At 65.6% G+C, this 11,773-nt stretch carries 14 protein-coding genes; 1 reads left to right on the forward strand and 13 read right to left on the reverse strand.

Features of this window, described 5'->3' with window-relative positions; all coding sequences use genetic code 11:
• Positions 1 to 3 precede the first annotated feature (3 nt).
• From AC1DMY_RS17715 to AC1DMY_RS17765, 11 genes are all read right to left on the reverse strand, one after another.
• Complete coding sequence (locus tag AC1DMY_RS17715; protein WP_477166185.1) at positions 4 to 729, reverse strand: hypothetical protein; 726 nt, start codon at positions 727 to 729, stop codon at positions 4 to 6.
• Positions 726 to 1,358 (reverse strand): type II secretion system protein GspM, encoded by a 633-nt coding sequence (gspM, locus tag AC1DMY_RS17720; RefSeq protein ID WP_477166186.1) that lies wholly within the window; start codon positions 1,356 to 1,358, stop codon positions 726 to 728. Before gspM ends, AC1DMY_RS17715 begins: the two co-directional genes overlap by 4 nt.
• Entirely contained in the window at positions 1,355 to 2,515 is a 1,161-nt protein-coding gene (locus AC1DMY_RS17725; RefSeq protein WP_477166187.1) for a PilN domain-containing protein, read from the reverse strand. The genes gspM and AC1DMY_RS17725 overlap by 4 nt, the downstream gene beginning before the upstream one ends.
• The gene (locus tag AC1DMY_RS17730; protein WP_477166188.1) at positions 2,512 to 3,372 is read right to left on the reverse strand and encodes a type II secretion system minor pseudopilin; all 861 of its coding nucleotides are present in this window, start codon (positions 3,370 to 3,372) and stop codon (positions 2,512 to 2,514) included. Before AC1DMY_RS17730 ends, AC1DMY_RS17725 begins: the two co-directional genes overlap by 4 nt.
• Entirely contained in the window at positions 3,369 to 4,052 is a 684-nt protein-coding gene (locus tag AC1DMY_RS17735) for a prepilin-type N-terminal cleavage/methylation domain-containing protein (protein WP_477166189.1), read from the reverse strand. Before AC1DMY_RS17735 ends, AC1DMY_RS17730 begins: the two co-directional genes overlap by 4 nt.
• The gene (locus AC1DMY_RS17740) at positions 4,049 to 4,444 is read right to left on the reverse strand and encodes a type IV pilus modification PilV family protein (RefSeq protein ID WP_477166190.1); all 396 of its coding nucleotides are present in this window, start codon (positions 4,442 to 4,444) and stop codon (positions 4,049 to 4,051) included. Before AC1DMY_RS17740 ends, AC1DMY_RS17735 begins: the two co-directional genes overlap by 4 nt.
• Positions 4,441 to 4,932, reverse strand: a complete 492-nt coding sequence (locus tag AC1DMY_RS17745; RefSeq protein ID WP_477166191.1) for a GspH/FimT family pseudopilin — start codon at positions 4,930 to 4,932, stop codon at positions 4,441 to 4,443. The genes AC1DMY_RS17740 and AC1DMY_RS17745 overlap by 4 nt, the downstream gene beginning before the upstream one ends.
• A gap of 2 nt (positions 4,933 to 4,934) precedes the next feature.
• Positions 4,935 to 5,360 carry a type II secretion system major pseudopilin GspG gene (gene gspG / locus AC1DMY_RS17750; RefSeq protein ID WP_477166192.1) on the reverse strand — a complete coding sequence of 142 codons (426 nt, stop codon included), beginning with the start codon at positions 5,358 to 5,360 and terminating at the stop codon, positions 4,935 to 4,937.
• A 41-nt stretch (positions 5,361 to 5,401) separates the two neighbouring features.
• Positions 5,402 to 6,619 (reverse strand): type II secretion system inner membrane protein GspF, encoded by a 1,218-nt coding sequence (gene gspF / locus AC1DMY_RS17755; RefSeq protein WP_477166193.1) that lies wholly within the window; start codon positions 6,617 to 6,619, stop codon positions 5,402 to 5,404.
• Positions 6,620 to 6,853: 234 nt separating this feature from the next.
• Positions 6,854 to 8,587, reverse strand: a complete 1,734-nt coding sequence (gene gspE / locus AC1DMY_RS17760; RefSeq protein WP_477166194.1) for a type II secretion system ATPase GspE — start codon at positions 8,585 to 8,587, stop codon at positions 6,854 to 6,856.
• A 332-nt stretch (positions 8,588 to 8,919) separates the two neighbouring features.
• Positions 8,920 to 9,135, reverse strand: coding sequence for a YadA-like family protein (locus AC1DMY_RS17765; RefSeq protein ID WP_477166195.1), 216 nt, complete (start codon positions 9,133 to 9,135; stop codon positions 8,920 to 8,922).
• A gap of 232 nt (positions 9,136 to 9,367) precedes the next feature.
• Here AC1DMY_RS17765 and AC1DMY_RS17770 point away from each other — a divergent pair, with 232 nt between their 5' ends.
• Entirely contained in the window at positions 9,368 to 10,162 is a 795-nt protein-coding gene (locus tag AC1DMY_RS17770) for a TatD family hydrolase (protein WP_477166196.1), read from the forward strand.
• 53 nt (positions 10,163 to 10,215) lie between these two features.
• On the opposite strand, the gene AC1DMY_RS17775 is transcribed toward AC1DMY_RS17770, so the two are convergent.
• Positions 10,216 to 10,749, reverse strand: a complete 534-nt coding sequence (locus AC1DMY_RS17775) for a pseudouridine synthase (protein WP_477166197.1) — start codon at positions 10,747 to 10,749, stop codon at positions 10,216 to 10,218.
• A 43-nt stretch (positions 10,750 to 10,792) separates the two neighbouring features.
• Positions 10,793 to 11,686, reverse strand: a complete 894-nt coding sequence (locus tag AC1DMY_RS17780) for a class I SAM-dependent methyltransferase (protein ID WP_477166198.1) — start codon at positions 11,684 to 11,686, stop codon at positions 10,793 to 10,795.
• Positions 11,687 to 11,773 lie beyond the last annotated feature (87 nt).

Below are 11,773 nucleotides of genomic sequence, written 5' to 3' on the forward strand. Positions count from 1 at the left end.
GCGTTAATGGGCTCCCTCGGGGGTCGCCGCCTGCTGTTGGGCGCGGCGCTTCTGGATGGCTTCTTTCAACAGACGAATGCGGTCGGCCTGCGAGTCCACCCCGTTGGGCGACTGCAAGGCAGGATTGGGCGTATTCGCCGGGTTGGCGGTATTGAACATCGGTCCGCTTTGCGGCGCCGGCACCGGGCCGACGGCCATGCCGGCTTGCGGTGGCGGGGCCGGCGGCGCATTGCCGTCGGCCTTGGGCATGTCGATCGGCGCACCGGCGGGCAATTGCAGCTCAGTGCGGCCGGTGCCCGATTCGAACACGGCCGAGCGCGGCTTGAGCTCGACCAGCCGCCAGCTGCCATCGGGCAGTGCCTCGCCCTGGCGCACGCGTACTTCGTGCTCGCCGCTCTTGTCGCGCAGCAGTGCCATGTGCAGCGGCGGGGTGAGGATGATGCCGGTGAGCTGCATGTCGCCCAGGCTCGCGCCACCGGCGGCGGCATGCATCGTCGGCTTGCGGTCGTTGCTGAAGAGCGGCTGCGTCCACACGGCGGAAAACTGCGCGAGCGGCACGGGCGGCGGCAGGCCCTGGTCGTGTGTCGGCGGCAGCGGCGCTGCGGGGCGCTCCGCGCCCCATGACACGCCGCGTCCCACACCGGCCAGCAAGACCAGCAGCAGCGCGCCGAACAGCACGGCCACGGTGCCGAGCACGGGCGTCAGGCGACGTTGGGCGGCGGCGTTCATGGCGCCGCTCCCTGCGTGTCGCCCGTGGCGGCGGCGCGCGGCTGGCGCACATAGCCGGACAAGGTGAACTGCACCTCGAGCGGCGCGGCGGCCTGCTGCATCGCGGCCACCGGATTGCGATAGATGCTCAGGTCATCGACGAACAGGTACGGTGTGCCCTGCTCGAGATCGTGCAGCGTTTCGGCCAGCGGCTGCACATCGCAGCGCAGGGTGATGCTCACCGCCACTTTGCGATACGGCTCGTCGGGCGCGGCAGGTGGATTGGTCACCGGCATTTTTGCGGTGACGTCGCACGAGCCGCCTTGTGGGTGCGAGGCCACCGCATCGACCACGCGCTGCATCAGGCCGGCAGCAGCGGCGTTCGAATCATCTTCCGGCAGAAACGCGTGACTGGCGGCCTGCCCTGCACCCATCGCGGCGATGCGTTGTTGCAGCTGTGGCTTCTCCGCGATGGCGGCGGCATAGCGCGCATGCGTGTCGCGCAGGTCGTCCATCTCGGCATGGATCGATTGCAACGGCGCGACGAACCACCAGTGCAGCAGCGCGAAGTATGCGATAACCAGTACGACCAGCAGCAAGAGCAATGCAGCGATGCGACTCTCGCGCGGCTTGAGTGCGGTCAGCTTCATGGCGCGCTCCCGGCAGCGGCAGGCGCCTTGGGCTTGGCGTCGTTGGGCTTGCGCAGTTGCGCCACCATGTAGAAGCGCTCCTTGCCTGTCGAAGGATCGACCTGGATGGTGCCCTGGAAGTTCGCATCGGTGATGACGGGCGATCCCTTCAGTGCATCCACCAGGCGCGCCGCCTGCGGGCTCTGGCCTTGGAAACCGACCTGGCCGCTGTTGTCGATGCTCAGGCGCTCCAGCCATGCCGTGGTGGGCAGTCGCTGGCTGATGTCCTGCAGGACGCCGAGCGCCGAAACCGTGCGTTTCTTGCGTTCGGCAAGAAAACCGGCGGCGCCGGCGTTGTCCTGCAATTGCTGGCGCAGCCCGGCCACCTGCTGCGCATCCGCGCGCATCGCTTCCACTTCGCTGCGCATTTGATCCAGTGCGCTGGCGCGGTTATGCACAAACTGCAGCAAGGACAGCAGCAACAGCACGATGGCTGCAGCGCCCAACGCGAGATTCAGTCGTTGCCGCGGATGTTTGCGGCGCAAGGCGAGTTCCGCCGGCAGCAGGTTGGCGCCAAGACGGTCGGCGCCGAACGACACATCCACCGCGTCCACTTGCAGGCCCGACGCGGCGAGTTTCGCCAGCACCGGATCCAGCGTCTGTCGCGGTACCACCACCAGTTCGGCGGCGAAACGCCCCGGCGGTGCAGGGGCGCGCACTTCGCGCACGTCGTAGCGCACTTGTTCGACGCGGAACGGCGTTTGCCGATCCATCTCGAATGCGCCGATCTGCGGAAGGTTGTCGCGGGCAGCCAGCGGCAGGTTCAGGCGCGGGCGAAGCACGTGGGTGGGATCCAGGCACAGCGCCATGCGCAGATCTTCGGCATCGACGCCGCGCAGTGCATCGGCCAGCGCTACTTGCTGGCTGGCCGGATCGAGCTGGCTGCTCCAGCGTGCCAGGACGTGGCTGCTTCCGGCCTTGCGCACCGCCCATTCGTCGCCTTCCAACTGCAACACATGCCAGGCCAGGCCGCCGCCAAAGCGGCTGCGCCAAGACGCCGGCAACAAACCCTGCAGCTCACTGGCCCACCACGCAAAAAAACGCGGCATGGGCGAGCCACGCCACGCACGGCGTGCGCGATCGAACTGCAACTGCAGCGGCTGCGTTGTCGTATTCACTCGCCCTCTCCCTCCTGCCAACGCAGCACGGTATACGGCAATGCGCCCGGGCGGATGCCCTGTAATCGCACCGTGGCGCGCAGGATCGCGCGCGTACCGTCAGCCAGCGTGGCCTCCGCACGAATACTATGCGTTACTCCCTGTATAGCGGCTAGGCCCTGCTGTTGCGGGCCCGCACCGCGGGACCCGGCAATGGCCTGGGCCTGCTGCGGCGTCATCCCGGGCACGGCGGCCAGGGCCAGCGCGGGCGCGGTCTGCGGATCGGGCGAAGGGCGGCCCGACCACAGCGTGACCTGCGAGGCCACCGCGCGATACGTCTTGGGAGTCATGCCCAGCACCATCTGCAACTCCTCGACGGTGCCGAACGGCCCGTGCCGGGGACCATAGTCCAGCCCGGCATTGGCATAGGCGGCATTGGGTACCGTGCCCACCGGTGAATACGAAAAGCTGCGCCAGTCCACGATATTGCGCGCAAGCGATTGCGCGTCCATGTCGGACATGCCAGCGGCACGGAAGAAGTTCTGCAAGACATCCGGCGTGGCCGCGTTGAGATCGACCTTGCCTGTTTCACTGACGATGCTGACGCTGACCTTGGCGCCGTCAAACGCAAACGGACAATTGCGGCCGTCCGGCACCCAACGCTGGTCCTGCTGCGGATCCTGCAAGGCATAGATGGCACGCATCACACCTGCTTCCGCTGCGTAATGCGCCTGTGTCTGCGCGAACTGATAACGCGCCTGCAGGCCTTCGGTGCGCGCCAACATCGCATAGCCACCCACCAGGATGGCCAGCAGCGTGCACGCCCATAGCACCACGAGCAAAGCCACACCGCGCTGGCACTTGATAGATGCGCTCATTGCGTCGTCCGCCGCTGCAGGCCTTGCAGCAGATCCACCGCCTGCCCTTGCACGGCCGTGACGTCGACACGGATCGGCGCATCGAGCAAGGGCCACGCGGTGGTGCCATCCAGTTGCAGGGCGACGCGCACGATGCGCGGCATGGCGCGCGTGTCGTCCCACTCGTCGCTCCACTGTCCGGCGCGATCCTGTGCATCGGCCGAGCGATAACTGAATTTGCCGCCGCGGATGTGATCCACCAGCACCTCGGGATCGCCCACCGGCTTGGGCGCGCTGCCATCCGGCGGCATTACCGCAAAACTTGCTTCCAGCCGCGAGGTGCCGTCGCTGTTATCCACCAGCTTCAGCTGTTGCAACTGCGGTCCGAGCTTGCCGAGATAGCCCGGCAGCGGCGCAACGAATTTGAGCTCGCGCGCGTCGCCTTTGAAATAGAGCGGATCGCCCTTGTCGGTGTGCGCCAGCGGTACGGCGCGCGCCTGCGCCAGTTCGCGCCGAAGGAACTGTTGTGCCGAACGCACTTCGTCCATGCGCTCGATCGAGGCCTCGCCGGAGCGCACGGTATGCGTGGCCGTGCGCACGCCGGAATAGACGCCCAGCAGCAGGATGGCGAACAGCGCCAATGCGCCGAGCACCTCCAGCAAAGTGAAACCGCGCGCACGATCGACAGCGTGATGCTTCATGACGTCCTCGTCGGACCGAGCACACGCAACGTGCTGAAATGCGCCGAACGCGGGCGCAGCGACGGACCCCAGATCACATCGAGGTCGAGCTTCATCACGCGCACGGGGATGTTCTGTCCGATGGGTGCCGGGCTCCACGGCGTCACCACCAGACGCCAGCGATAGTTCGCGTCGAAGCGCCCTTCGGTGCTGCCCGCCTGCAGGGGCGTGGTGATGTCCACGGTATCGAGCAGTGAGCGCGCCCACATCGCAGCCTGGCTGTGATCGTCGGCGTTGCGGGTGAGTTGGATCGAACCTCCCGCCACCTTGAGCAAGGCCGTGAACGCGATCGCCAACAGCAAGGTCGCCGCCACGACTTCGAGCAGACTGAAGCCGCGCGCGTGCCGCTTCATCGCTTCGCACTCACATCGGCCACGCTGACGGCGCCGGTGAGCCACGACACATTGACGCGCCATTGGCGCCGTTCGCGCTGCAGCGTGATGTGGGCGCCGGTGGAGCTGCCATCGGGGAAGAAGCGGATGCGACCGGTGTAGCTGTTGACCTGGTCTTCCTTCGCACTGGTGATGCCCAGCTTCATGCCCGAGGGCAGCCGCACGCTGGGGCCGTTGTCCGCGCGATAGGTGTTGTCGCGCGTATCGACATCGAAGGTGTGTTCGTTGCCGTGCACGATGGCTTGCGTGCGTACACCGCGCAGCGCAGCCGCGAGTTCACCGCTGGCGGCATTGACACGCGCACTGGCCAAGCCCTGCGTCACCGACACCGCGACGGCGGCCGCCGCGATGCCGATCAGCAGAATCACGGCCAGCATTTCGAGCAGGGTAAAGCCACGCGCCGCATGCGAGATGCGGTGGGTTGACGTGCGTGGCGATATCCCTCGCATGCCTACTGCCAGTTGCCCACGTCAGCGCTGTAACCATCGCCGCCGGGCTTGCCGTCCTGGCCGTAGAAGATCAGGTCGAACGCACCGTGATCGCCGGGCGCCTTGTAGCCAAACTCATGGCCCCACGGATCGTGCAGCTCCGATTCCTTCGCATACGGCCCCTGCCAGTTGCGCGCGTTGGCGGGCTTCACCATCAGGTCCTGCAGCTGCTGCGGCGGCGCGCCGTTGTCCAGCGCGTAGTTCTCGATCTTCTGGCTCAGCGTGGTGAGCTGGGCCTTGCCCGCACCGTACTTGCCCTTGTCGACATTCTTGCCGACCTGGGTCACCACCACCGCGCCGATGATGCCGATCAGCACGATCACCGCCAGCATTTCCAGCAGGGTGAAACCGCGCGCCGCCGTATGACGGCCGAGTGTCCTTTGTCGCATGGGGTACCTCATCGTGGTTCGAAATCAGCTCTAAAAAGGGACTACTGGATATGGCTGGTGAGATCGAGCATGGGCAGGAGGATGGCCGCCATGATGAAAGCCACCATCACCGTCATCACGATCGTGAGCGCGGGCACCAGCGCCGCCAGCAGGCGGTCGATGGCGCGGCGGCTTTCCAGCTCGAAGGTGTCGGCCACCTTGAGCAGCATAGTGTCGAGCTGGCCGGCTTCTTCGCCCACCTGCACCATTTGCAAAGCGAGACGCGGGAAGCGCTGGGATTGGGCGAGCGCAAACGACAAACCGGCGCCTTCCTTCACCTGCTCGGAGGCCTGCGCCAGCGCCAGATCGAGTGCCTTGTTGCCGGTGACCTGGCGGGCGATGCCGAGCGAGGTCAGCAGTGGCACGCCGTTCTTGAGCAAGGTGCCGAGGGTGCGGGCGATGCGTGCCGTTTCCACTTTGAGCAGCAGCGGACCGACCAGTTTCATGGTGAGCAGGCGCGTGTGCCAGGCCAGCTTTGCCGCCGGATCGCGCAAACGCGAGCGCGCGATCAGCACGCCGAGAATGAGCAGGATCAGCAGCGCCCACCACCAGCTCTGCAAGGTATTGCCGATCGCGAGAACGACCTGGGTGATCAGCGGAATCGGCACCTGCATGTCGTCGAAGATTGGCACGAACTGCGGCACCACATACGCGAGCAGCAACAGCAGCGAGCCGAGCACGCCAACCATCAGGAAGGCGGGATAGATCAGCGCGTTGATGATGCTGCCGCGCAGCTGCTGCGAGCGTTCGAGGTAGTCGGCGAGGCGACGCAGCGTGTCTTCCAGCGAACCGCCCGCCTCACCCGCGCGCACCAGGCTGATGTAGAGCTTGGGGAACACACTGTGCTCGTCGTCCAGCGCTTGCGAGAGTGGCGTGCCGCCACGCACGCGGTCGCGCACGCGCTCGATCAGTTGCTTGGCGCTGGCGCCTTCGGGCAGATCCATCAGGATGCCGAGCGCGCGATCGAGCGGCTGGCCGGCGCCGAGCAAGGTCGCCAATTGGTGGGTGAACTGCGCCAGCTGATCGCCGGTGAAGGCGCCGCGCTTGAACCAGCCGGCCATGCCGCCGCTGGCGGCGCCGCTGTCGGCGGCGCGCGCATCGAGTGGTGTGTGGCCCTGGTCCTGCAGGCGGCTCACCACCTCGTCGAGGCTCGCGGCCTCCATCTGGCCCTGCAGCATTTCGCCGGCGGCGCTGACGGCGCGGTAGCGGAATTGGGTCATGGCGCCACCCGATGGACGCCAGGACAAAAACGTCGCACGCGTCCGCGCGAGGACACTTCAGATTCGTCATTCCGGCGCAGGCCGGAATCCAGGAGCGACCACCTCCCCGCAGCAGCCGAACGCACAGTCACTGGATGACCAGCTTCGCTGTTGAACAAGCGCCTCCGGCCTACGCCGGAATGACGGTGAGGGGTAGAGAGCGCACGGGTGTCCCCACGCTCTCGCCTGGACGTCTCAACCCTCCTGCGTAACACGCAACACCTCCTCAAGGGTGGTGACGCCCGCTACCGCTTTGGCGATGCCATCCTCGTACATGGTGCGCATACCCTCGCTGCGCGCGAGCTTCTCGATCTCGCCCGCATCGGCACGTTGCATCACCATGCGGCGCAGCGGATCGGTCATCACAAGGAATTCCATGATGGCGCGACGGCCGCGATAACCCGTGGGATTGTTCGTGCTTGTCCCGGGCTTCCACAACCGAATCGGCCGTTCATTCGTGTACTTGTGCAGCTCGAACTGCTCGATCACCTCGGGCAGGGCTTCATAGGGAATCGCCGTTTCCGGATCGAGGCGGCGCACCAGTCGCTGCGCAAGAATGCCGTTGACGGTGGAACCAAGCAGGTAATCCTCTACACCCATGTCCAGCAGACGCGTGATACCACCGGCGGCACTGTTGGTGTGCAATGTCGACAACACCAAATGGCCGGTGAGCGCCGACTGGATCGCAATGCGGCACGTCTCCAGATCGCGCATTTCGCCAATCATGATCACGTCCGGATCCTGGCGCACGATCGATCGCAGCGCACCGGCGAAATCCAGCCCGATCTGCGGCTTCACCTGGATCTGGTTGATGCCTTCGATCTGGTATTCCACCGGATCTTCGACCGTGATGATCTTCACGTCCGGCGTATTGATCTGCGACAGCGCGGTATACAGCGTGGTGGTTTTACCCGAGCCCGTGGGACCGGTCACCAGCAAAATGCCGTGCGGCCGCTCCAGCACATCGACGAAGCGCTGCTGGAAATTATCGGTAAAGCCCAGCGAGGCGAAATCGAACACCACCGATTCGCGATCAAGGATACGCATCACCACCGACTCGCCAAAACTGGTCGGCACCGTGGACACGCGCAGATCCAGCTCCTTGCCCTGCACGCGCAACTGGATGCGGCCATCCTGCGGCAGGCGGCGCTCGGCGATGTTGAGCTTGGCCATGATCTTCACGCGCGAAATCACCGCCGCGGTGGAACTGGACGGCGGCGCTTCGACTTCATGCAGCACACCGTCGATGCGGTAGCGCACCTTCAGGCGATTTTCGAACGGCTCGATATGCACGTCCGAGGCGCGCTGCTCCACCGCGCGCTGAAGAATCAGGTTGACCAGGCGGATCACCGGCGCCTCGGAGGCGAGGTCGCGCAGGTGCTCCACGTCGTCTTCCACGGCGGCGCTGCCGTCCAGGTTTTCCACGATGGTGCCCATCGCCGAACGACCGGTGCCGTAATAGCGCTCGATCAGGTCGTCGATCTCCGAGCGCAAGCCAATGCGCATCGCCACCGGCCGACCGGCCGCCAGCTGGATCGCCTGCAACGGATACGGATCAGCGGGGTCGGAGACGACCAGGCCTAGCCCATCCTCGTCCACTCGTACCGGCACCACATGCTGTTGCTTAAGGAAGCGGGGGGACACGTCCAGCTCCGCCGGGGGCATATCGGGCGCGTCGCGGGCCGCCAGCAGGGGGATGGCGAGCAATTCGGACCAGGCCTCGGCCAAGTCGCGCTCGGAGACCAGGCCCAGGCGAGCCATCAGGCCCGTCAGCGTGCCGTCGGGCGATTCTTCGTGGAGACGGCGGGCGCGTACGAGATCCGACTCCTTCAGCCGCCCACGGGAGACCAGCAGCGAACAGACCGCCACCTCGCGGCCTTCCGTCGCCGCACCCTCCGCGTTGGCCGCCGGCTTTGCGACTGCCGACATGCATCACCCCGTTTCAAGACTGGTTCCAACCCGTTTGCCGCCCCCAACGGCACCGGAGGCGCATTGTTAACACACCCGCCCATACACGCGCGAGCACGGTTTCTCACCTCGGCTCATTGGTTGGGACCGCACGGCGCGGCCAGTGTTCCGCGTTTCGTGGAAAGGAAGGGCCTCGCGGACGAACGCCGCTTCGGAGCGCCTGCTTCATAGGTCGATTCGCAAGAACTCGCCGTCGCGGCGGGCTCGAAACCGCCGCGGTGCAGTTGGCCGCGTTTCAAGCCGCAGGCAGGCAGCCGGCGTCATTCGAACGCCGGCTGCCTCCATTCTGCTCACTACCAGCCGAAGCTCATGCCCACCGTGCCGCTGGATTCCCCACCGCCCGCGATGGAACCGCCGACCAGCACGGCGCCGTTACCGGGCAGGCGATACGAGTAACCCACGGCCAGTGCGCCCTGACCGCCGTAGCCGCCCACCGCCGCACTGACGCGGTTCTGGGTGTTCGGTGAAGCGGCAATGGCGCCCGCCATGCCGGCCATGGCGCTGCCCATCGCACCCACACGATCAAGCCGTGTGTTGTCGATATCCGCACGCTCGACTCACAGCGATTGGTCTCATGAGGAGTAGGAATCGTCCGATACTGGCGCGCACTGATGCATTGCGGCCAGACAGCTAGCTGATGCGCCGTCGAGCCACCGGCAGTTGCCAACGGCGCCGCCGTCCCACGTATTCCAAGCGCAAGAACTCTGAGAAAATAGTCGTCTCTCTTGAAGTGGCCAGGCCATGCAACTCGTCGACATCGGCGCCAACCTCACCCATGAATCCTTTCGGCATGACTTTGACGCCGTGCTTGATCGTGCAAAGCACCATGGCGTCGTCCAGCTGGTGGTGACGGGCGCATCACGCGACGGCAGTACGCATGCGTTGGCGCTGGCCCAGGCTCACCCTGGCGTGCTCTATGCCACGGCGGGCGTGCATCCGCACCACGCGATTGACTATGACGACGCCGCCGATGCGCTGCTGCGCGAGCTGGCGACGCACCCTGAAGTGCGTGCGGTGGGCGAAACCGGGCTGGACTACAACCGCAACTATTCGCCGCGCGATGTCCAGCTGGCGGTGTTCGAGCGTCAGCTGCAGATTGCCGTCGATGCGGGCAAGCCGCTGTTCCTGCACCAGCGCGATGCGCACCATGATTTCGTCGCGCTGGTGCGCCGCTATCGCGACAAGGTTCCGGCGGTCGTCGTACATTGCTTCACCGATACGGGCGAGGCACTGCGTGATTATCTCGCGCTCGATTGCCATATCGGCATCACCGGTTGGATTTGCGACGAGCGACGCGGCACGCATCTGCGTGAGCTGGTGAAAGAGATTCCGGCCAATCGCCTGCTGATCGAAACGGATGCGCCCTATCTGTTGCCGCGCACGGTCAGGCCGCAGCCATCGCATCGGCGCAATGAACCGATGTTTCTGCGGCATATCTGCGATGAGATTGCGCGGGATCGCGGCGAGTCGCCCGAACAGACCGCCGCTCACAGCACGGCGGCGGCACGCGCCTTCTTTGGATTGCCGTCCCTTTGATGCACAAAGGCCCCGCCATGGCGGGGCCCGGGTCTGGCGCACCAGGGGCGGCGTCAACCGATAACGCGCGTGCTTCCCGGCGCGAGTCCATCCAGCGCATATGGCCCAATGCGTTCGCGTATGAGTCGAAGCGTGGGAAAACCCACGGCCGCCGTCATGCGCCGCACCTGCCGGTTGCGCCCTTCGCGCAAGGTGATGCGCAGCCAGCTGGTGGGGATCAGCTTGCGAAAGCGCACCGGTGGATCACGCGGCCATAGCCACTCAGGCTCATTCGCATGTTCCGCGGGTGCGGGCAGCGTGGGCCCATCGTTGAGCACGACGCCACGACGGAGTGCATCGATCGCTTCGTCGGTAATCTGTCCGTCGACCTGGACGAGGTAGGTCTTGGGTTCCTTGTGCCGCGGGTCGGTCAGCGTGTGCGCCAGCCGGCCGTCGTCGGTCAGCAGCAGCAGACCTTCGCTGTCGTGATCGAGCCGTCCGGCCGGATAGACGTCTTTTTGCTTGACGAAACCCGCCAGCGTCGGTCGCCCGTCAGCATCACTGAACTGGCAGAGCACGCCATAGGGTTTATTGAGCGCAATCAGCATGCAGCAAACGCAGCGATCCGCCGAACGACGGATCGCTGCTCTCTCAGTGCGACGTCGGCGTCGCTGCGTCCGGCTTCACGAAGCGCAGCGTCATGCGGTCCGATTCGCCGATGGCCTGATACTTCGCGCGATCTTGCTCGCCCAGGGTCAGCGTCGGCGGCAGCGTCCAGACACCCTTCGGATAGTCCTTGGTGTCCTTCGGGTTCGCATTGATCTCGCTCGATTCCTGCAAACGGAAACCAGCGTCGGTGGCGAGCTTGACCACCACGTTGGTGGGCAGATAGCCGCTGTTCTTCACGGCATCCAGGCTCGCGTTGTCGGCCGCGCGGTGATCTTCCACGCCCAGCACGCCGCCGGGACGAAGCACGGCAAAGAACGCCTTGAACATGGCCGGCGCCGTATCGGCTTCCACCCAGTTATGCACGTTGCGGAAGGTCAGCACCATGTCGGCCGAACCGGCCGGGCCGAACGAGGGCGCCTTGGGGTCGAATTCCACCAGCTGCGCCTTGCCGTAGTGCGCGGGGTCGGCGGCAAACTTCGCCTTCAGGGCGGTCAAGTCGCGGCTGGCCTCGCCATCGACCGCGGGCTTGGAGGTGGCGGCGATGTAATGGCCGTTGCTGCGCAACAGCGGCGCTAGGATTTCGGTATACCAGCCGCCGCCAGGGGTGATTTCGATCACGGTGAGATCCGGGCGGATGCCGAAGAACTGCAAGGTGCCCTTGGGGTGGCGATAGACGTCGCGCGCCTTGTGGTCTTGCGTACGCCAATCGCCCGCGATCACCTGATCGAGCTGGGAAGCAGTGAAGTCAGTGGCGCTGGTGGGCGGCACCAGGGCGCCGGCTGGCTGGTCCTGCGCCTGCGCGTTGGCCGGCGTGGAATTGCCACTGCAGGCCGCCAGCAGCACGGCGGCCAGCCCAAGGAACACACGGCTATTCATTGAAAACCCCTATTGAACGTCTGAAAGGCGCACGCAGCACCGCGCGTGAGCTTGCCGGCCATGATGTATACAAAGGGTGGAAAAGCG

Source organism: Dyella sp. 01L423 (genome assembly GCF_056399945.1).

Excerpts from the sequence above, each read along its gene's own strand:
- AC1DMY_RS17715 (WP_477166185.1), bottom strand. The coding sequence starts at position 729 with ATGAACGCCGCCGCCCAACGTCGCCTGACGCCCGTGCTCGGCACCGTG.
- gspM (WP_477166186.1), bottom strand. The coding sequence starts at position 1,358 with ATGAAGCTGACCGCACTCAAGCCGCGCGAGAGTCGCATCGCTGCATTG.
- AC1DMY_RS17730 (WP_477166188.1), bottom strand. The coding sequence starts at position 3,372 with ATGAGCGCATCTATCAAGTGCCAGCGCGGTGTGGCTTTGCTCGTGGTG.
- AC1DMY_RS17735 (WP_477166189.1), bottom strand. The coding sequence starts at position 4,052 with ATGAAGCATCACGCTGTCGATCGTGCGCGCGGTTTCACTTTGCTGGAG.
- AC1DMY_RS17740 (WP_477166190.1), bottom strand. The coding sequence starts at position 4,444 with ATGAAGCGGCACGCGCGCGGCTTCAGTCTGCTCGAAGTCGTGGCGGCG.
- AC1DMY_RS17745 (WP_477166191.1), bottom strand. The coding sequence starts at position 4,932 with ATGCGAGGGATATCGCCACGCACGTCAACCCACCGCATCTCGCATGCG.
- gspG (WP_477166192.1), bottom strand. The coding sequence starts at position 5,360 with ATGCGACAAAGGACACTCGGCCGTCATACGGCGGCGCGCGGTTTCACC.
- gspF (WP_477166193.1), bottom strand. The coding sequence starts at position 6,619 with ATGACCCAATTCCGCTACCGCGCCGTCAGCGCCGCCGGCGAAATGCTG.
- gspE (WP_477166194.1), bottom strand. The coding sequence starts at position 8,587 with ATGTCGGCAGTCGCAAAGCCGGCGGCCAACGCGGAGGGTGCGGCGACG.
- AC1DMY_RS17765 (WP_477166195.1), bottom strand. The coding sequence starts at position 9,135 with ATGGGCAGCGCCATGGCCGGCATGGCGGGCGCCATTGCCGCTTCACCG.
- AC1DMY_RS17770 (WP_477166196.1), top strand. The coding sequence starts at position 9,368 with ATGCAACTCGTCGACATCGGCGCCAACCTCACCCATGAATCCTTTCGG.
- AC1DMY_RS17775 (WP_477166197.1), bottom strand. The coding sequence starts at position 10,749 with ATGCTGATTGCGCTCAATAAACCCTATGGCGTGCTCTGCCAGTTCAGT.
- AC1DMY_RS17780 (WP_477166198.1), bottom strand. The coding sequence starts at position 11,686 with ATGAATAGCCGTGTGTTCCTTGGGCTGGCCGCCGTGCTGCTGGCGGCC.